Here is a 20,381-nt window from a genome sequence, read left to right as displayed (position 1 = left end):
CCCGTCACTGGAAACATATCGGTTTAAAAGTGCCAAATCTTCCTTCGTTACCATACCGTCAAGATTCATATCAGCACGTGCTATTAGGTCTTGGGTTATGGCACTTCCGTCTATCAGCCATTTTAAGATATTCTTCAGATACTTGACTTGTCTCTTTATGAATCAAATTCAATGGGTCAATAAAATCAAGAACATCTTGAAGTAGTGTCGGAAGATATTCCACAATTAAGTCTATTGTATCTACCACTATTTTAAAGACAGGCTCAGCAAATTTCCAAATATTTTTTATAACAGGTACTAGCTGCTCAATAATAGCTTTTGCTGATTTAAGAACGTCCTTAATTATCGGTAGAACAGATTTACCTATGCTGCTTAATATCGGTGTAAGCTCTTGTGCAAGATATTTTCCAATATCCATAACAACATCAATAGCAGATAAAAGCTTATCCTGCACTGTTGGCAGCCAATCTGTAGCCTTCTCCACAAGATTACGCAGAACCGGAGTAAGCTTATCTGAAATGGCTATTTGTGCGCCTTCCAATGCAGATTTAAAAAGCGTAACATCACCCTCAAGATTGTCTAGTCTGATTTCTGCCATTTTCTCAGACGCGCCCGTACAATTCTTTATAGAATCTGTAAGCTTATCGAAATCTTCATCGCTTGAATTAATCAACGCTAACAGTCCCGACATTCCTTCTTTTCCGGCGATTGCAGAAGCGTACTGGGTTTTCTAGACTTCGTCAAGGTCTGCAAAGCTTATTCGCAAATCAGACAGCGTTTCTCCGAATGATTTAGTTTTTCCGTCTGAATCTGTTAATGAACGGAGCAACATACTTAAATGTTTCTCCCATCATGCCTACATTGATATTTGAATTTGTAGCTGCTTTGGCGAGTACATCAGCAAAATGAGTACTTTCTTCTGCACTCATTCCGAAAGCAGTCATAGCGTCCGTTACAATATCAGAGGTTGCAGCCAAATCTTCACCGGAAGCTGCCGCTAAATTCATTACTCCGGCAAGTCCGTTTGTTATATCAGTGGTTTTCCAACCAGCCATTGCCATATATTCCATAGCTTGTGCTGATTCAGTTGCGGAAAATGCAGTTGTAGCACCCATTTCTTGTGCTTTGGCTCTCAGAATTTCAAATTCCTCGCCTGTTGCTCCTGATATCGCCGCAACAGTCGACATCTGTGAATCAAAGTCCATTCCTGCGCTTATACACGCCTTGCCAAAATCCTTTATTTTATCGACAGCAAATGCGACAACAACCGCTGCTCCTATTTTCTTTAGGACTTTGGACATTCTTGGTTCAGCGTTTCCTACGTTCCCCACAGTTTCATTAATCGCCCTGTTAGCTTCGGAATTATCAACAGCTATTTTACCAAATAGTTTAAATATTTCCATGTTCCGCCTCCTCATAAGGATTGAAATTTGCTAAAGTGCGGCTTGATTCTGCAAGCATTTCAGAAATATCCGGCGTTTCAATTTCCGGCGGTATTACTAAGTCTCTGAATTCTCCCCATGTTTTGCCTGTAGCCTTGTTAAGCCATATCTCCCATACCTTAATCCCTTCAAAATTTCCTGACAAATTACTGCCTCCCAACTAAAAACAACCTGCAAAATCTAATTTGCAAGCTGCAGCAAAAACATGGTGTGGAGGTAGAATGCACAGGCTCGATCATAGCTCCCGCCGAAATGCCTCGGCGAACCGCCCAAAACTTTGCTTATTGCCTTTGCAGCTGCCTCTCTGGTCCGATACGATGTTTATGATAATCAGGACAGGCTATGGAAAATCATGTCTGACGCAAGCATTCATTGTACAACTAAGGACGGTTATCCGGCTTCAAAAAAATATTCTGTGGAACTTGTTACTCCAATTTTGGAGTATGAGGTCATGGCTCTTTTGCAGGAGGTTGTGCGTTCCATTCGGCGAAGCGGAGGTATCTGCAATGAGTCGACAGGAATCCATATTCACATCGATTTTGAACCATATGATGCTCGGACATTGAGGAACTTGGTAAATATTTTTGCCAGTAAAGAGGATATGTTGTATCAGGCTTTACAGGTTGATTCAAATCGTGAAAATACCTATTGCAAAAAGGTTGACAAGCATTTTCTTGAAAAACTTAACAAGATAAAGCCACGGGAAATTCAGACGATAAAACATCTTTGGTATAATGATGACGCTGATTATCACTCACATTACGATCAGTCAAGATATCGTTGCCTCAATTTACACCCAGTCTTTACTGACAATAATATCGAAGTAAGAGCCTTCAACAGCAGATTGAATGCTGGTGTGCTGAGAGCATATATTTCGCTGGTGTTGGCGGTTAGCAATCAGGCGTTGACCCAGAAATCTGCAAGTCCCCGTGTGACTCAGAGCGAGAATACTCGCTATACATTTCGCTGCTGGCTGATTCGCATTGGATTAAACGGACCGGAGTGTAAAAATTGCAGAAAACATCTGCTTTCACATCTTGAAGGCAATATTGCTTGGCTTCACCCCGAATATGTGATTAAGCAGCGAGAACGTCTTAAAGCTGCGCGACAAGCCGCCCGTGAGAAGCGTGTCGAGCCTATGAGGGCGGTTCAGCAGCAATCCGATAACGTACCCGATGAGGTTATTTGCCGAGAGAAAATGAGGACGGTGAGATCGTTGCCTGCGAGGGGTTCAGGATAGAGGTATTTTCTGACGAATCCGAAAATGTAGAGATTGATATTTTCTCCGCTGCGGTTGATTTTGAACTGATGAAAAACAGTATTGATGAAGTTGAGCAGTTCACTAAGGATTATATTGACTGTGAAGAAAAGGAGTATCAGAGAATGATGGACGAATTTAACAGGGATTGATTTTTGAGAATCGGCGGTAATTTAGTGCCGCTGTATTTTTACTTCATTAACCGCAATATTACTGAAAGAGAATTGAATTTAAGCAGTTGCAACTGCCATGAAATTACAAACAGATTTGGTCAGGTAAAGGCTTTGAATCGAATGGCTATCAGGCTGCTTAACGGCTTGATTGCGCTGAAAGAAGAGATTCTTAATAAAGTACTCAGCTATCAGATGTTTACAATGAATTATCTGCTGCTGATTGAGCATATATTACGAGAAGCAAAGCTTTATCATAAGTATGTACAAATGCTTGAAACAGACGGAAAAATCGATATGCAGTCTATGAAAGAGGTTGAATGCTTCTGGAATCAAAGTATGATGGAGCATGCTCTTTTTATACGAGGTCTGCTGGATTCGTCAGAAACTGAGTTAATAAACTCTGCTGATACGTTTGCGGCAGATTATTCAGCTTTGTTAAATAGCTGTCATAATGCACAGATTATTGCAGAAAAAGCAGATTCCTCAACAGTTATATTACTCTCGACGCATCCTGTTGAGTCAATTTGAAGTGAAACATTAAAAGGATTTTCTTCATTATGTTTATAATAATTGTTCACAGATGCCTAAAAAACAAGTAAAAATATACAATATATATTTAAATTTTTGTTAAAAAAATCAATAGAAAAAAATAAAATTATATGGTATTATTTGGTTATAAGTATAAATACAATTTTTTATATTTATAATATTAAAGTATTGGAGTAATTAAAATGAAATCAAAAATGAAAAAAACAATTGCATCACTTTTAACAGCCGCAATAGCAACTATGTCGTTTGGCAGTATGATGACAGCTAATGCAGCATCATATAATAAGACTTTCAGAATTTATTATAGCTTAAAGACTAATAATTCTGGAGTGTCAAAAATGACATCACATCTGGAATATAATTACAATATAGTAGAGGTTAAAAAAGTTATCAAGGGAAATTTAGGGGGATCTCATGGGTTTTCTCAGGATACATATGGAGTAATGGATGTCAGCTACAATAATACGTCTAATATTAATACGCAAGGAACGTTGATGTATGTTTCATTTGATGCGCCAACAAGCGTAAGCAATCTAACTGATTATCTTGAATCATATAAAGTAACCAGTGTGAAAAATACAGCTGGAGCAAGCCTTCCTATATCAACAGTATCTAGAGATATAGTTTTGGTTGGAGATATTAATCAAGATGGAGAAGTAAAAAGTAATGATTTACTTAAATTAAAAGAGCATTTAAGTTCAAATACATTATCAGGAAACGCTTTGAGAGCAGCAGATGCAAACGGAGATTTGAATGTAGATGAAGATGACTATGAACTGTTGAGAAAATATATTCTGAATTTAGAAGATTTTGATAAGTAGTCAAGAATAATTTAATAAATGTATACAAACGACCTTTTGTAAAAAGGTCGTTTTATATTTGTCATGGGCAGTGTAAAAAGCACACTGAACAAGTACAAGGTTTACCATATTGTAAGCGAATGATACGCAGTATTTGGTATATAATAATAGCAAGGTACAGATTTTTCAGTAAAACACTTAGCCGTTGGCTGTGTGGAATTGTTTAAGGAAAGAGGATTATTAATTATGGAAAAAATTAAAGCTATTCAGTATGGATGCGGAAAAATGAGTAAATATACATTGCGATATATGTATGAACATGGAGTTCAGATTGTAGGTGCAATTGATATAGATCCTGAAGTGGTTGGTATGGATATTGGTGATTTTGCAGAGCTTGGTGTAAAAACTGGTGTGATTATCAACAGCAATGCCGACGAAGTTTTGGACAATACTGATGCTGATATCGCAGTTGTTACACTTTTCAGTCTGGTTAGTGACTGCTACGAACATTATGTTAAATGTCTAAGCCGTGGAATCAATGTCATTTCAACCTGCGAGGAAGCTACCTATTGTTGGACAACAGATCCTGTACGTGCTAACACTCTTGACGTAATTGCCAAAGAACATGGCTGTACATTTGTCGGAAGCGGCATGGAAGATACTTTCTGGATAAACATGGTTGGTATGATTGCCGGGAGTTGTAATAGCATCAAAAAAATCGAAGGCGCAGTAAGCTATAATGTTGAGGATTACGGACTGGCTTTAGCAAAGGCTCATGGAGTAGGATTAAACGCAGAAGAATTTGAAAATCAAATTGCACATCCTGAAACTATAGAACCGTGCTATGTATGGAATTCAAACGAAAGCCTTGCTGCAAAGCTTGGACTTACAATTAAAAGTCAGACGCAAAAATGTGTTCCTTATTTTAAGGAAGAAGATGTTTACTCCTCTACAATGCAGCGAATAATTCCTAAGGGAGAGTGTATTGGAATGGCAGCTGTTGTAAAAACTGAAACATTTCAAGGTCCAATAATTGAAACCAGATGTATAGGCAAGGTATACGGTCCTGATGATGGTGATATGTGCGATTGGAAAATAATAGGAGAACCGGATACAGAATTTCATGTAGTCAAACCTGCTACAGTTGAGCATACATGCGCAACTATTGTGAATCGTATTCCAAGCGTTTTAAATGCGCCGTCAGGTTTGGTAACTGTTGATGAATTAAATGAAATTTCGTATTTAGCCTATCCAATAGAATTTTACTGTTGATAAAAGTAATTAGACCCATTCGATAATCAGATAAACTGCGTAAATTTAAACGGCTGTAAGCAATTGGTAGCTTACAGCCGTTTTAATGGATTTTATAAATTTATAAATCTTTAGCTATTAAATTTGCCGACCAGGCAATTAATTTTTGCGATACAAAATCAAGATCATCTGTGGGATTCAACAATAATATTTCTTTATCCTGTAAATTGATATTTTCAAGCAATATTTTTCTTTTATTTATATATTCTTCACATTCAAGATAATACTTTGCTTGAATTACAAAGAAAGCCGATTTAAGCAAAGATTTTAAAATATCGTCGCTTTTTTCATGAATTGCATTATGAACGCACATATGATAAATATTACAAGCGCCTAGCCTGACCGCACGGGAAATATCTTTGTTGGTTATCAGATTTTTTATAAAATTCAAACTGCCATACAGCGCTATGGTATCATGATAAAATTGAAAAAGATCAGATCTGTCCCAATTTTCAAGTTCTTTTTTACCTGAAATAAAACCGCATATCTTTTCACGCATAGGCATTTTGCTTATGATTTCATCGTAACGCTTTATATCGGAATAAATTAATTTATCGAAAATCACAACAACGTCAATATCACTGTTTTCAGTTGCTTCACCTCTTGCGTAACTGCCTTGAATGCCAATGAAAATTATACGTTTCGGGAAACTTTCGTTTATTTTTTTCGTAAAGTCTTGAAGCCAATTTTCCAACATAACTTTTCCTTTCATATAAGTTTATTATTTTAGTATAGGTGTCTCACTGCTTAATTTTATATAAAAACAACGCCGTTTGCAATTTCTTGCAAACGGCGTATTTTGGAGCAGGTGATGGGAATCGAACCCACGTAGCCAGCTTGGAAGGCTGGAATTCTACCATTGAACTACACCTGCATAATATTATTTTTTATAATAAATTATTCCTCAATCAACAATATTAATTATATCACAGTTTTTGATATATGTCAACAGTTTTTTTATCTTTTTTTAATTTTGTTAATATTGTATATTACTTTTAATATAATTAAAATAATTTGTACAGAATCACTGTAAATGAAATTATAATATAATAAAAAGTACGCTTTGAAACTCAAAGCGTACTTAATTATATATAGTAAATTATTTACCGTAGTAAGCGAGCATATAAAGCTTCTTAAGTTCATCGATTCTTGGAAGACGAGGGTTAGCAGTTGTGCACTGGTCATCAAATGCCTTGTATGCCAAGTCATCAAGAGCGTCCTCAAATACCTTAGGTTCAATATATGATCTCTTGTCAATTTCACCGGCTTCTTTAATTGAAAGTGGAATACCAACGTCTGTCATAAGCTTTCTTACAGCGTCTGCCAAAGCCTTAACACCTTCCTGAGCTGTTGCATTCTGCGGAACAAATCCCATCATTTTTGCAATTTCAGCATAACGTTCAGGAGCAATATAGTGATCATATTTTGGCCATGCTGCGAACTTTGTAGGAGTCGGTTCACCATTATACTCAATAACGTGCGGCAGCAGATAAGCATTTGCAAGACCATGAGGAATATGGAATTCACCGCCAAGCTTATGAGCCAATGAGTGGTTAACACCGAGGAATGCGTTTGTAAATGCCATACCTGCGATACAGGAAGCATTATGCATTTTCTCTCTTGCTTCAGGATCAGCCGTAGCATATGATGTAGGCAGATACTTAAACACAAGCTTGATTGCATGAAGTGCAAGAGCGTCTGTATAATCATTTGCAAGAACTGAAACATATGCTTCAATAGCATGTGTTAAAACGTCAAGACCTGTAAATGCTGTAGATGCCTTAGGAACTGTATAAACAAATTCCGGATCAATGATAGCAACATCAGGAGTCAACTCATAGTCAGCAAGAGGATACTTCATATTCTTGCTCTTATCTGAAATAACGGCAAATGAAGTAACTTCTGAACCTGTACCGGAAGTTGTAGGAATTGAAACCATCTTTGCCTTTTTACCCATCTTAGGGAACTTGTAAACTCTCTTACGGATATCCATAAACTTCTGAGCCATACCGATAAAGTCAGCATCCGGATTCTCGTAGAACAGCCACATAGCCTTAGCTGCGTCCATTGCAGAACCGCCGCCGAGAGCAACGATAACGTCAGGCTGGAATGAATTCATCACTTCAACACCCTTACGTACTGTTGTGAGATCAGGATCCGGTTCAACTTCGCTGAAGATTTCAACTGTAGGCTTGTTAGCGTTCTTGTTGAGCTGATATGTTACTCTTTCAACATAACCAAACTGAACCATACCAGGGTCAGCAACGATCATGACTCTGTGCATGTCAGGCATCTTTGCAAGATACTGAACTGAACCCGGTTCAAAATAAATCTTTTCAGGAACCTTAAACCACTGCATATTCAATCTCCTCTTAGCAACTTTCTTTCTGTTAATAAGGTTCTTAACTGTAACGTTTTCTGATACAGAGTTTTTACCGTAAGAACCGCAGCCAAGTGTCAGTGACGGAGCCATTGAATTGTAAACATCACCGATAGCACCAAATGAAGCCGGTGAGTTAACAACGATACGGCTTGCCTTCATTGTTTCTCCGTACTTTTCAATAAGCTCTTCATTTGAAGAATGAATAACAGCTGTATGACCGGCACCGTGCTTTAACATTTCTTCACACATTTCAAATGCATGATCAGTTGTATCAGCCTTAACAACTGCCAGAACAGGTGAAAGCTTTTCAAGTGCCAAAGGATACTTTTCAGCGTTTGTACCGCCTATTTCTACACAGAGAACTTTAGTTTCCTTAGGAATTGTGATACCAGCCTTTTCAGCAATCTGCCATGGATACTGTCCAACAACCCAAGGCTGAACTGCCATCTTTTCAACATTGATAACGACATCCTGAATCTTCTGGATCTCATCAGGCTTTGCAAAGTAGCAGCCATGTTCTTTCATAAAAGCAACTGCTTCATCATAAACTTCTGTATCAATAATAGCAGCCTGTTCTGAAGCACAGATCATACCATTGTCAAATGACTTAGAAAGAATAAGGTCATTAACAGCCTGCTTGATTTTTGCTGATTTTTCAATATAGCATGGTGTATTACCAGGACCAACGCCCAATGCCGGTTTACCTGCTGAATAAGCAGCCTTAACCATTCCCGGACCGCCTGTAGCAAGAATTGTAGAAACGTCAGCGTGATTCATCAGGAAACCTGTAGCTTCAATTGAAGGTGTTTCAATCCACTGTACGCAATTTTCAGGAGCGCCTGCTGCAATAGCAGCATCTCTGATAATCTCAGCAGCTCTTACTGAACATTTCTGAGCATTTGGGTGGAAACCGAAGATGATCGGATTTCTTGTCTTAAGACAGCTGATCGCCTTGAACATTGTTGTAGATGTTGGGTTTGTAACCGGTGTAACACCTGCAACGATACCTACAGGTTCGCCGATTTCAAGGTAGCTTTCGTCTACATTGTCTTCAATAACGCCTACTGTCTTCTCGTACTTGATTGAGTGCCAGATATATTCTGTAGAGAAAATATTCTTTGTTACCTTATCTTCAAAAATACCTCTGCCTGTTTCTTCAACAGCCATCTTAGCCAGTTCCATCTGTGCTGAAAGACCTGCAAGAGCAGCAGCCTTTGTAATATTGTCGATTTGTTCCTGATCAAGCTTCATGTACTCATCCAGAGCAACCTTTGCCTTCTGAACCAGACCGTCAATCATTACCTTAGGATCAACCTGCGGCTGTTCAGCAGTAATCTTTGGTTCTTCTTTCTTAGCCATAATGCATCCTCCTGAAAATATAAAAATTTTATTTGTACTTTCTTATTTGCATTGTTAATTTCTTAACAATGTTATTATATCATATTGTTATTTTTTTGTCAACCTTTTAAAGATATTTTTTATGCCGAAAACTAAGGCATATTTTGACAGCCTTTATTGCAATATGCCAAATTGTTTTATAAAAAAACCAATTTAGTTTATATTGGATTTTCCTGAAAATATTCTTCAAGAATTTCCGCTGCATCCCCTACCAGTTCAACGCACGGACGCTTTTTATAGTATTCTCCCGTTCTTTCCGAAGGAACATAACTGCTGTCATTACCCTCAAGTCCCAGAAGCTGACGGCATACAATATACTTATTTTTTTCCTTGAATTTTTCTGCAAGCTCCTGAATTCTTTTGTAATGCTCTGTTTTACCGGTTCTGTCATCAGGAAGAAAATATCCATATTTAAGTCCTGCTGCCATAAACATTCCGCTTACCGTACCACACACCTCACGCATTCTTCCCATACCTCCGCCGAACGACGAAGATAATTTCATAGCAGTTTCAAAATCCATTCCAAGGTCTTCAGCAAATGCCCCCAGTACCGCCTGTGAACAATTATAGCCTTTTGTAAATAATTCTTTAGCTTTTTCTGATTTACTCATTATTAGTATTCCTCCGTTTATGTCAATATTATTCATTTATTATTGTTATAATAAAAAATCGCAAGCTGAGTACGGTCTCTGAGTTCAAGTTTTTCAAGGATACTGCTTAAATAATTTCTGACTGTCCCTTCACTCAAAAACAATTCAGTTGCAATTTCCTTATTGCTTAATCCTTGAGCAACAAGACTGATTATATCTTTTTCCTTATCATTGATCCCGTATTTTTCATAATCAAAATATGATGTTTTTTTCATAAGAACAGGCAGTTTGTTTATTACCTCGTCTCCGAAAACGGTTTGTCCTTTCATAACAGTTTTCAGTGCTGGGACAATACATTCAAAATTCTGCTTTAAAATATATCCTTTAGTACCGATTTTTAATGCTTTAACAATATATTCGTCATCTGAAAATGTAGTCAGATACAGTATTTTTGCATCACTATGCTTTTCAAGTATTTTTTCTCCTGCTTCAATTCCCGTCATTCCAGACATACGTATATCCATAAGAAGGACATCGGGATCAAACTCGTCATACAGTTTAATTGCCTCCTCACCGCTGCTGCCAATTGCAGCAACCTTTAAGTCTTCAGAAGCCTCCAAAATAGTTTTAAGTGAAAGTGCAACCAAGTTATCATCATCTACAACTACTATATTCATAACATTCTTCCTTGCTTTTGTATTGAAATAAATATTTTAAATTTATTTTTTTCAGAATAGTACTTAAATATACCGCCCAGGCTTTCCGTACGGATTTTCATGTTTTCAAGACCAATTCCATCACTGTAAATAATACCATTGTTATTTGTACCGTTATCCTCGATCACAAGCTGATAAAAAGCCGGTTGTTCACGTATAGTAATAATAACTGAATCACCGTTGCTATATTTAATTATATTTGATATTCCCTCTTTTATAACTCCTATAAAGCAGAACTTTATATTTTTGGGAATATCCTCAGAAAAATCCATATCAAGCTTAACTTTAAAACTATCTTTCAAAGGCTTTGTCAACTCAATAACAGTATTTTTCAAGTCTACAGAATCATCATGAAGATTATGAACACTTTCTCTTATACTTGTCATTGCTTCATTAAGAGTATCCTTAACTTTTTCAAGTTCCGGTCTGAGTTTATCATCCTTATTTGTCACAAGAAGTGCACCCATCTGAAGAAGCGTTCTAGATAGCATATGTCCTACATTATCATGAATTTCTCTTGCTATTCTGTTTCTTTCAGTTAAGACCGCAATTCTTATTTCATGATCTCTTCTTTCACATAAATACCTATTTTTTTCAGTCAGCAGAATATTTACTTCCTCCGACTGGTCTCTCGTTTCAATCAATTTATTTTGTGCCGTTTCAAGCTCAGAGGTACGCTTTTCCAAAAGAAAGCTAACAGCAATAATAGCAAAAATCAATACTATCTGAACATATCCAAACCTTTTTATATTAAAAAGTAATACTGTTCCGGTAAGAATTTCAAAAAATATTTTTCTTTCAGACATTATATCATAAAACATCAAAGGGAGCATACAGCAAAACACAGGATTATAAAAGCAAAGTACGATATATACAAACTGGACCGCAGCAGAAATTCTGCTTCCGATAAAGCATTGACTCATCGAAGATAATGATACTGATATTAAAAATGCAGCAATAGACAGTATAGCGCTTTCGCCATAATCAGTTATTAAGATAATGCATAATACAAGTACTGCAAGCTTATTCGTAATTTTATTCACACTGTCCTCCCCTCTATAATTTTATTTTAACATAAAATTTTCCATATGTCTATATTTCAAAAAAATTCTATATGACAAATGTCATATAAAAAAGTGACTTTTTTCACTTCACATAATATCAATTTTATTTTATAATGTTAGTATAACTTTATGAGGAGGAAATAAAATTGGCAAAAACAGTAGTCAAAATAGAAAACTTGGTTAAAAGATACAAAGAACTTATAGCCCTTGACCATTTTAATCTGGAAATCAAAGAGGGCGAAATTTTCGGTCTGCTGGGACCAAACGGTTCCGGAAAAACAACAACTATCAATTGTCTGTTATCCCTGCTTTCATTTGATAAGGGTACAATAGAAATTTTCGGAGAAAAAATGACTCCTTCCAATTATAAAATAAAAAAACAAATCGGTATTATAATGCAGAACGTAGCAGTTTTCAATGAACTGAATGTTTACGAAAATATTAATTACTTCTGCGGTCTTTACATAACAGATAAAAGTCTGAGAAAGCAATATGTACAGGAAGCAATCGAATTTGCAGGTTTGCAGGACTTTATAAAATTCCATCCGAAAAAACTATCGGGCGGTCTGCTCAGACGACTGAATATAGCCTGTGGCATTGCCCACAAACCAAAGCTTATCATACTTGACGAACCGACCGTTGCAGTCGATCCGCAAAGCAGAAACAAAATACTTGAAGGTATCGCTGAGCTTAACCGAAACGGTGCTACTATTATATATACTTCTCATTACATGGAAGAAGTAGAACAGCTTTGTACTCGAATTGCAATTATGGACAAAGGAAAAAATCTTGCAATAGGTACAAAAGACGAACTGAAAAAAATGATCAAAAATACTGAAACTGTCACAATTGAAGTCCTAGATCTTGAAGACAGAATTATATCTAAGATAAATGATCTTCCTCATGTTTACGAAGTCAGTTATAACGATAATAAATTGATGGTATATTGCAGCGGCGGAAAGCATAACCTCGTGCGTATCCTTGATGTACTGACTCAAAATAATGTTCCTTTCGGAAGAGTATTTTCAGAACTTCCTACTCTTAATGATGTATTTCTTGAAATAACAGGTAAGGAACTTAGAGACAAGGAGGATTAAAATGTTTTTTCATAATTTTAAGTATTCCTTAAAAAATGCATTCAGGCAAAAGGAGTTTTTATTCTGGATCCTTGCATTCCCTATTATTCTTGGAACATTTTTTTATGTTGCCTTTAACAGTATGTATGAAAAGGAATCTATGTTCAATAAAATACCGGTGGCAATCGTTGAAAATACTGAAAATACTGCCTTTAAAGAAGTAATAAAAGAACTGTCTTCCGGAGAAGATGCTATGTTTGATTCTAAATTTACTGATAGCCAAACCGCACTTGATATGCTGAAAACAAATGATATCATCGGAATAATAAACGTGGACAGCGAGCTTTCCCTTACCGTTTCAAATGACGGCATAAAGCAAACTATTATTAAATCATTTCTTGATCAATATCAAATACGTGAATCAATTATAATGGAAACTGTAAATAACAATCCGCAGAATCTTCAATCCGTAGTCGATGCCATGTCACAGGAAATAAACTGCAACGAAAGTCTTTCCCTATCAAATGGAAATATGGATACATACATTCAATACTTTTACAATCTTATAGCAATGGCTGCATTTTTCGGCTCTATTAGCGGATTATATATTGCTATAAATAATCAGGGAAATCTATCTGCAATTGCTGCTAGAAAATGTATTTCACCAACTAACAAGCTTACCTCCATAACAGCCAGCTTACTTGCAAGTTTTGTCGCTCAGGTTATATGCGTCAGCATAGGAATTTCTTATATATTATTTATACTTAAAGTAGATATGGGCGATAAAATACCTATGGTATATTTATCAGGTGCTGTAGGCAGTCTTACCGGAGTTACAATGGGATTCTTTATAGGTTCATTCGGAAGACTAAATCAAAATGTGAAAATGGCAATTTCAATGTCGGTAACAATGCTGTCATGCTTTTTAAGCGGTCTGATGTTCGGAAATATGAAAGCTGTCATTGAACAGAATGCGCCGATTATCAACAAAATAAATCCGGCAGCTCTCATTTCAGATTTATTCTATTGTTTAAATATTTACGATGATTATAAAAGATATACCGAAAAATTCGTTACGCTTCTGATTTTATCCGTAATATTTACAATCGGAGGATTTTTACTGACAAGGAGGAAGAAATATGCAAGTCTTTAAGGCATTTGCAAAAATTGCCGGAAAAAAGAAATTTTCAGCTCTGTTATATATTGGCATCTTTATGATAATTTCAATTTTAATGGCAAATCAATCTGCCAAAGATAATAATTTCAAAGAAACTAAATTAAGCATATGCATAATAGATATGGATAATACCGCTGCAAGCCAAAAACTTGTTGATTACATAAGCTCCAATCACAATATTCAAGATATTGATACTGACAAAGACACTATTCTGGATTCTCTTTACTATCAGAGTACAGACTACGTTCTTACTATAAAAGAGGGATATTCAGACAAAATTTCTGCCGGAGAAGTTGACGATCTGTTTTCTAATTATAAGGTATCCGGAACATATTCAACTGCACTATTTGAATCTCAGTTGGATCAGTATGTTACAAATCTATCATGTTATATCGCAGGCGGATTCAGTATTGACGACGCTATATCAAAAACAGCACAGACAAGCAACAGTGAAATTAAAGTTAAAACCGAAAATTTTTCTGATTCCGGAAGCTTCAACAGTGAATATATATACTATTATTTTCAGTATTTACCATATATATTTATAGCTATAATGATCTCATGCCTATGCCCTGCTCTTCTGACAATAAATAAAAAGGAAATCAGAAGCAGAACAAACTGTTCACCTGTATCTACTACAAAACAAACCTTTCAGATTACCTTGGGAGCTATCATTTATGCAGTTATCATCTGGCTTATTTTCATGATTGCCGCCTTGATACTCTGCGGTAAAATGCTTTTATGCAGAGAAGGTCTGCTTGCAGTTCTCAACAGCTTAGTATTCATGCTTGTTGTTCTTTCAATGACACTGTTGATATCGGTATTAGCTCCCAGTCCTAAAGCTACTGATATGATTGCAAATACTATTGGTCTTGGAATGAGCTTTCTCTGCGGCGTATTTGTTCCCCAGAAATTCTTGGGAGAAGCGGTCATTAATGTGGCTCATTTCCTCCCCGCATACTGGTTTATCAGAGCAAACAACATGCTTGCCGGTATATCAGATGAATTATTCAGCAGTTCAAAGTATTTCTCATATCTTGGCATAGAATTATTATTTGCAGTTGCAATTTTTTCAGTTGTTCTTCTTGTTGCAAAAACTAAAATCAGATCAAGCAGTAACTAGCGAACAGATGATAAACAGTTCCACTGGCAGAACGATAAAAGTCCGGTTTACACCGGACTTTTTTATATATTAATTTTTATATAGAATATTTAGGGTAAAATAACATTGACAAAAACTGGAATCAATGATATAATTTAATAAATTAATCAGTTTATTAAATAATAAGGGGTATATTGGGATGTATATAATAAAACCATATTTTGATTTTTGTCCAATTCAAAATACAAATTATTTTGTAAATGTCAGGTATAAGTTATGCGACATAAATACATATAAAAAGGATTCAATGGAATGCGTATATCAGGAATTCTACAACCACGTTTGTTCAGAAAGCGATAAATGTCCTATTTTTCAACACGCTGAAGCTTTTGTAAAACATCAGTAATATTGATTTTTTAATTTCATATCTTCCGATAATCAGTTTTTAATTACCAAATAAAAACATTAACAAACTTTATTTATTATATTTGTATAACACTGCATATAGACGTATATGCGCAATGGTGATATAATATTTATAAAAAAATTGTTAATTTTTTATGGTGAAATAGGGGATAGTATGGAATTAAATAAAATAATAAAATCCGCTATATCATCTGCATTAGCTTTTTCAATGCTTGGCAGTATATATAACCTTGACTTGATTTCTGTAAATGCAGCGGTGTCAACGATCAAAGGCGACGCCAACGGAGACGGAGTTTTAAGAGCCAGCGACGCAGCATTTATTGCCAAAACATTGGCTGAAGCATCAATTGCAGGTAAAAAAATAAACCTTGAAGATTACCCCAATGCCGATTTTAATGAGGACGGAAAAATCACCGCAGCAGACGCTGCGTCTATTGCAAAATATCTTGCTAACAAATCTTTAGAAAAATGTGAAATTAAATTTCGTTTCGCTGATAAATCCGAAGGAATTTCTTTAAAAATGGGAAATGAAAATTATCTTAATAACATGTCACAACAGGATTTAAATTACCGAATGCAAAAAAATGATACAACACTTGATGAATACAAGGAATACAGTAAAGCTCAGATATTAGAATTTACAGCTGAACAAAAGAAATTAATTTCAGATGCAATTGCCGAAATACAGAAGCAAATAGACAGCAACAGATATAAACTTCCGCTGAATGAAGAATTAATATTTATTAATACAACTGCTGAAGACGAATTAGGTTCCTACGGATATACGCTGCAAAACCAAATTTATCTTTCAAACACATTAGTATCAAAATCCAATTCAAGTCTTCTAAAAAAGATTATTACTCATGAAATCTTCCATTGCCTTACCCGTTCTAATCCCCAATTTAAAAAGGATATGTATAAAATGATTGGATTTTCAGTTGCAGATGAAGAACCAGATTTTCCTCAAAATATAAAAGAAAATATAATTTCAAATCCTGACGTTAAATATGATTCCTACGCAACGTTTACCATAAACGGTAAAAAACGTAATTGTTATATGGTATGGTATTTAACAAAACCCTTTGAAAAAGAAGGCGATGATTTATTAAGCTGGAGTTCAACAGTTCTTATACCAACAGACAACCTTTCAGAAACTTACTCTATAGATGATGCTTCGGATTTCTGGGAAGTTATCGGTAAAAATACGGAATATGTAACTGCCGCTGAAGAATGCATTGCCGATAATTTTGCATTTGCAATTTTATTTGGCAAAAATGGAATAAAATATAATTCCCCTGAAATAATTGCTAATATTATTGAATATATGAAATAATTTGGATTTTAACTTATATAGGCGCACTGTTGTAATAACAGCGTCTAAATTTTTAACCAATTAAAGTAACTCCTTCTCTTTTTCAGACTCCGTATTTTCTTCCGGTACCCAAGCTTGACCGAAATTTATATCCTTAAATAAAGCTGCCAGTCCTGTTATCTGCTTCAGACGCAAAATTTCGTCTTTATCCATTCCAAGATGCTTGGAAATCCATGCGTCAGACCGACCTAAATCATGAAGCTCCCTTACAATATTTCCCATAAGATCAACATCATGAGTTCCTCTTGCCCTGTTATGACGTACAGTACTTGCCATTCTTTGTGCCAAAGGTTTATTAATTACAGAAACCGGAAGCAATCCTTTTTCCCGATCATAAATATCTTTGTGATCCAACATGACCCGATAACGATGAAAACCGTCCACAATAACATACAAATCATCTTTAGAAGAGTAATAACAAACTACCGGCATAGTATAGCCGTCCTCTTTAATACTGTCATACAGAAGTTCTAGTTCAGGGGGTGCAACAGCATTCGGATTATATGTATTCGGTACGATTTTTTCAATGGGTACAGGTTTTACATCATAAACAGGACTAATAAATTCCAATTATAACGCCTCCAAGCTTTTATATTTTCTTTTGATTCTATCAATACGTTCTCTCTGTTTTTTAGTTTCTGCAAATCCCATAGATTTACAGGCATGATCGTTTTTAAGAATGCATACACACATTCGTTTCCAACTGGGAATTTCCTTTGTTGAAAGAATATCATCAGTATGATCAGGAATTTTTCCAATAAATACTATTCTAGATTTTTTGTCATGCGTATAATTTGATACTCCGTTTCTTTTAATTTTATACCCTTTTTCTGTCAGCTCACGAATAGTTTCTTCAGATAATCCGCCGCCGGTTTCGTGCCAGAACTTTATAGATGTTTTAAATTTTTCAACATAATTCTTTCTAAGACGCTTCGGAAGAGTATTTAAAAGAAATTCGGCATATGATCTCCATGTGTGTCCTTCCGGAAGCTTAATGTTTCTATATGCCATAGCGGTAGTTCTGCCATAAATTGAAGTAAAATTTACTCCCTGAACTCGTCCCAAAAGCTTAACCCAAGTATCCGGTTCCAAAGTACGGTATAAATGCAGACTGTCCTTTGCATAATCATTAAACGGTGATGCAACACGCATCTGTTCAGGTTTAAGACCTGCCTTGTAATACAAATCATAAAGAGGATTATATGAATACCCGAATTTATAATTAGCTGTCCAGATATCATTTACGCTCCAATCGTACAATGGCGAAGCGTTCCAGACGTCCTTAAACATTTTAGAGATCCAACAGGTACCGTTATAACCATATTTTTTATTTAAAAATGCACTGTATCGCCGAATTGATTCAGAAGCTCTGATTCCTAAAAGACAAATTGTCTTTCCCCCTCCATGAATTTCTTTGTACCATCTGCCAAATTGCTTAGCCAGACTTTCCTGATGCATTCTATATTTGTAATAATAAAAAGGGTTATTATTTAAATGAATCACATACGGTTTGTCAGGCATAGGTCTGATCCAAATATTTTCTTTGGTATCGTCCCATGGATACCAGTACATTTCATAGCTGCTAAGCGCAGTTCTTGTCGCCATAGGCAAACAGACCCAATATGGTTCAATAAAATCAAGATTTTTTTCAAATGTTTCCTGAACATAACTTGTTGTAACTGCATACTGTGCTTCAAAATCCTGATGAAATACACCGAGCTTTTTTTTAATATTATGAGATTTCATATAATCAAGAACAAGATTTAAGAGGAGTCCGCTGTCTTTTCCGCCGCTAAAAGATACATATATATTTTCAAATTCCTGAAATATATACTCCATTCTGTTTTGAAATGCTTCATATACATTAATATTCAGATAATTTCTTACCATTTCTATCACCTGCCTTGTATACATTATATCAGATAATACGACAAATTTCAAATTTTTTCCATTTTTTCTCCTAAAAATATAAAAAAATTCCATACGAATTAAAAGAATCCGTATGGAAGTTTACTATTATAAAAATATTATTTAATTATAGAAGTTCCGGTCATTTCAGCAGGCTGTTCCAATCCCATGACTTTAAGCATTGTAGGTGCAATATCTGCCAATACTCCGCCTTCACGGAGTTCACAGTCGTAACCCACAACAATAAACGGAACAGGATTTGTTGTATGAGCGGTAAACGGTGAACCGTCAGCTTCATACATTTTATCAGCATTGCCGTGGTCAGCTGTAATAAATGCTGCACCGCCCTTAGCAAGAACAGCTTCAACTGTTCTGCCGACACATTCGTCAACTGCTTCAACAGCAGCTTTAGCGGCGTCAAATACACCGGTATGACCAACCATGTCGCAATTTGCATAATTTAAAATAATAGCGTCATATTTATCGCTGTTAATGGCTTCAACTACGGAATCAGTAACCTCGTAAGCACTCATTTCCGGCTTCATATCAAATGTTTCTACATCTGGAGACTTAATAAGAATTCTGTCCTCGCCGTCAAATGTTTTTTCTTCGCCGCCGTTAAAGAAAAATGTTACATGAGCATATTTCTGAGTTTCAGCAATTCTAAGCTGCGTCTTGCCCATTTTGCTTACATATTCGCCGAATGTCATTTCAAGCGCTTCCGGAGGGAATGCAACTGAAACATTAGGCATTGTAGCGTCATACTGAGCCATACATACAAAGTTTAACGGGAAAAATCCCTTTTTACGTTCAAATCCGCTGAAACCTTCTTCAACAAAAGCTCTTGTGATTTGTCTTGCACGATCAGGACGGAAATTAAAGAAAATAACGCTGTCGTTCTCCCCTACCATACCGTTTTTATCGCATACAGTCGGCAGCATAAATTCATCAGTAACACCATTTGTATATGAATCTTTTATTGCCTGTACTGGACAACAGCCTTCAACACCTTCGCCCAATACCATTGCATTATAAGCCTTTTCAACTCTGTCCCAAGCATTGTCTCTGTCCATAGCATAGAAACGACCCATAACAGTAGCAACCGAGCCAACTCCGATTTCCTTCATCTTATCGCAAGCCTGCTGCATATATTCAGCAGCAGATGACGGCGGAACGTCACGTCCGTCAAGAAACGCATGAACATAAACTTTTTCAATACCGTTTTTCTTTGCCATTTCAAGCAGACCGTAAAGATGCTCCATATGACTATGAACACCACCCGGTGAAAGAAGTCCCATAAGATGGAGAGAAGAATTTTTTTCCTTACAGTTTTCCATAGCTGACTTCAATGCAGGATTTTCAAAGAAATCCCCGTCTTGAATTGATTTAGAAATCTTAACCAACATCTGATAAACTATTCTTCCGGCACCGATGTTTGTATGACCTACTTCAGAGTTGCCCATCTGACCGTCCGGCAGACCAACATCTAGTCCACTGGCGCCGATAAGAGTATGGGGTCCTTGCATATACTTGTCAAGATTCGGTGTATTTGCAGCAGTAATGGCATTGCCGTAATCACTGGCATTGTAACCAAAACCGTCCATAATAATTAATGCAACAGGCTTTTTAGTCATGT

21 protein-coding genes and 1 tRNA gene are annotated in these 20,381 nt (G+C 36.1%); 9 read left to right on the top strand and 13 right to left on the bottom strand.

Going from position 1 to position 20,381, the window contains the following annotated elements; genetic code table 11:
- From OCV67_RS13720 to OCV67_RS07105, 4 genes are all read right to left on the bottom strand, one after another.
- The coding region (locus tag OCV67_RS13720; protein ID WP_394802687.1) for a dockerin type I domain-containing protein at positions 1–84 on the bottom strand (84 nt) is incomplete at its 3' end.
- On the bottom strand, positions 71–691 hold the full coding sequence (locus OCV67_RS07115; RefSeq protein ID WP_262644406.1) for a phage tail tape measure protein: 621 nt from the start codon (positions 689–691) through the stop codon (positions 71–73). The genes OCV67_RS07115 and OCV67_RS13720, both read right to left, overlap by 14 nt.
- A 100-nt stretch (positions 692–791) precedes the next feature.
- Positions 792–1,403: a phage tail tape measure protein gene (locus OCV67_RS07110; RefSeq protein ID WP_262644405.1), complete on the bottom strand. Its 612-nt coding sequence runs from the start codon at positions 1,401–1,403 to the stop codon at positions 792–794.
- On the bottom strand, positions 1,390–1,587 hold the full coding sequence (locus OCV67_RS07105; protein ID WP_147643289.1) for a hypothetical protein: 198 nt from the start codon (positions 1,585–1,587) through the stop codon (positions 1,390–1,392). The genes OCV67_RS07110 and OCV67_RS07105 overlap by 14 nt, the downstream gene beginning before the upstream one ends.
- A 132-nt stretch (positions 1,588–1,719) precedes the next feature.
- Between OCV67_RS07105 and OCV67_RS07100 the strand changes: the two genes are divergently transcribed.
- From OCV67_RS07100 to OCV67_RS07080, 5 genes are all read left to right on the top strand, one after another.
- Positions 1,720–2,682 carry an amidoligase family protein gene (locus tag OCV67_RS07100; protein WP_147643288.1) on the top strand — a complete coding sequence of 321 codons (963 nt, stop codon included), beginning with the start codon at positions 1,720–1,722 and terminating at the stop codon, positions 2,680–2,682.
- Positions 2,628–2,852 carry a hypothetical protein gene (locus OCV67_RS07095; protein ID WP_147643287.1) on the top strand — a complete coding sequence of 75 codons (225 nt, stop codon included), beginning with the start codon at positions 2,628–2,630 and terminating at the stop codon, positions 2,850–2,852. Before OCV67_RS07100 ends, OCV67_RS07095 begins: the two co-directional genes overlap by 55 nt.
- Positions 2,853–2,876: 24 nt before the next feature.
- On the top strand, positions 2,877–3,401 hold the full coding sequence (locus OCV67_RS07090; protein ID WP_178085036.1) for a DUF2935 domain-containing protein: 525 nt from the start codon (positions 2,877–2,879) through the stop codon (positions 3,399–3,401).
- 203 nt (positions 3,402–3,604) lie between these two features.
- Positions 3,605–4,243 carry a dockerin type I repeat-containing protein gene (locus OCV67_RS07085; protein WP_147643285.1) on the top strand — a complete coding sequence of 213 codons (639 nt, stop codon included), beginning with the start codon at positions 3,605–3,607 and terminating at the stop codon, positions 4,241–4,243.
- A 225-nt stretch (positions 4,244–4,468) separates the two neighbouring features.
- On the top strand, positions 4,469–5,494 hold the full coding sequence (locus tag OCV67_RS07080) for an NAD(P)H-dependent amine dehydrogenase family protein (RefSeq protein WP_147643284.1): 1,026 nt from the start codon (positions 4,469–4,471) through the stop codon (positions 5,492–5,494).
- Positions 5,495–5,594: 100 nt separating this feature from the next.
- Here OCV67_RS07080 and OCV67_RS07075 read toward each other — a convergent pair whose 3' ends face one another.
- From OCV67_RS07075 to OCV67_RS07050, 6 genes are all read right to left on the bottom strand, one after another.
- Complete coding sequence (locus OCV67_RS07075) at positions 5,595–6,230, bottom strand: nucleotidyltransferase domain-containing protein (RefSeq protein WP_262644402.1); 636 nt, start codon at positions 6,228–6,230, stop codon at positions 5,595–5,597.
- Between the two features lie 103 nt (positions 6,231–6,333).
- Positions 6,334–6,407: transfer RNA gene (locus OCV67_RS07070), tRNA-Gly, on the bottom strand.
- Positions 6,408–6,632: 225 nt separating this feature from the next.
- A complete protein-coding gene (adhE, locus tag OCV67_RS07065) occupies positions 6,633–9,275 on the bottom strand; it encodes a bifunctional acetaldehyde-CoA/alcohol dehydrogenase (RefSeq protein ID WP_147643282.1) in 2,643 nt (880 codons plus the stop codon).
- A gap of 197 nt (positions 9,276–9,472) precedes the next feature.
- Positions 9,473–9,925 (bottom strand): C-GCAxxG-C-C family protein, encoded by a 453-nt coding sequence (locus OCV67_RS07060; protein WP_147643281.1) that lies wholly within the window; start codon positions 9,923–9,925, stop codon positions 9,473–9,475.
- A gap of 32 nt (positions 9,926–9,957) precedes the next feature.
- A complete protein-coding gene (locus tag OCV67_RS07055) occupies positions 9,958–10,581 on the bottom strand; it encodes a response regulator (RefSeq protein ID WP_147643280.1) in 624 nt (207 codons plus the stop codon).
- A complete protein-coding gene (locus OCV67_RS07050; protein WP_147643279.1) occupies positions 10,578–11,663 on the bottom strand; it encodes a sensor histidine kinase in 1,086 nt (361 codons plus the stop codon). Before OCV67_RS07050 ends, OCV67_RS07055 begins: the two co-directional genes overlap by 4 nt.
- 167 nt (positions 11,664–11,830) lie before the next feature.
- Between OCV67_RS07050 and OCV67_RS07045 the strand changes: the two genes are divergently transcribed.
- The 4 genes from OCV67_RS07045 (at position 11,831) to OCV67_RS07030 (ending at position 16,798) form a co-directional block, all read left to right on the top strand.
- Entirely contained in the window at positions 11,831–12,781 is a 951-nt protein-coding gene (locus OCV67_RS07045; RefSeq protein ID WP_147643278.1) for an ABC transporter ATP-binding protein, read from the top strand.
- Position 12,782: 1 nt separating this feature from the next.
- Complete coding sequence (locus OCV67_RS07040; RefSeq protein ID WP_147643277.1) at positions 12,783–13,913, top strand: ABC transporter permease; 1,131 nt, start codon at positions 12,783–12,785, stop codon at positions 13,911–13,913.
- Entirely contained in the window at positions 13,900–15,060 is a 1,161-nt protein-coding gene (locus OCV67_RS07035) for an ABC transporter permease (protein ID WP_147643276.1), read from the top strand. Before OCV67_RS07040 ends, OCV67_RS07035 begins: the two co-directional genes overlap by 14 nt.
- A gap of 559 nt (positions 15,061–15,619) precedes the next feature.
- Complete coding sequence (locus OCV67_RS07030) at positions 15,620–16,798, top strand: dockerin type I repeat-containing protein (RefSeq protein WP_147643275.1); 1,179 nt, start codon at positions 15,620–15,622, stop codon at positions 16,796–16,798.
- Positions 16,799–16,858: 60 nt separating this feature from the next.
- On the opposite strand, the gene OCV67_RS07025 is transcribed toward OCV67_RS07030, so the two are convergent.
- The 3 genes from OCV67_RS07025 to gpmI all read right to left on the bottom strand — a co-directional run bounded on the left by OCV67_RS07025 (position 16,859) and on the right by gpmI (position 20,379).
- Entirely contained in the window at positions 16,859–17,407 is a 549-nt protein-coding gene (locus tag OCV67_RS07025; RefSeq protein ID WP_147643274.1) for an IbrB-like domain-containing protein, read from the bottom strand.
- Positions 17,408–18,727, bottom strand: coding sequence for a phosphoadenosine phosphosulfate reductase (locus OCV67_RS07020; RefSeq protein WP_147643273.1), 1,320 nt, complete (start codon positions 18,725–18,727; stop codon positions 17,408–17,410). It lies immediately after the preceding gene.
- A gap of 137 nt (positions 18,728–18,864) precedes the next feature.
- On the bottom strand, positions 18,865–20,379 hold the full coding sequence (gpmI, locus tag OCV67_RS07015) for a 2,3-bisphosphoglycerate-independent phosphoglycerate mutase (RefSeq protein ID WP_147643272.1): 1,515 nt from the start codon (positions 20,377–20,379) through the stop codon (positions 18,865–18,867).
- Positions 20,380–20,381: the final 2 nt, after the last annotated feature.

Origin of the sequence: Porcipelethomonas ammoniilytica, from assembly GCF_025567485.1 — a bacterium.
GTDB lineage: Bacteria > Bacillota > Clostridia > Oscillospirales > Ruminococcaceae > Porcipelethomonas > Porcipelethomonas ammoniilytica.
Note: the sequence above shows the minus strand (reverse complement) of the source record. Positions and strands in the feature narration are given on the sequence as shown.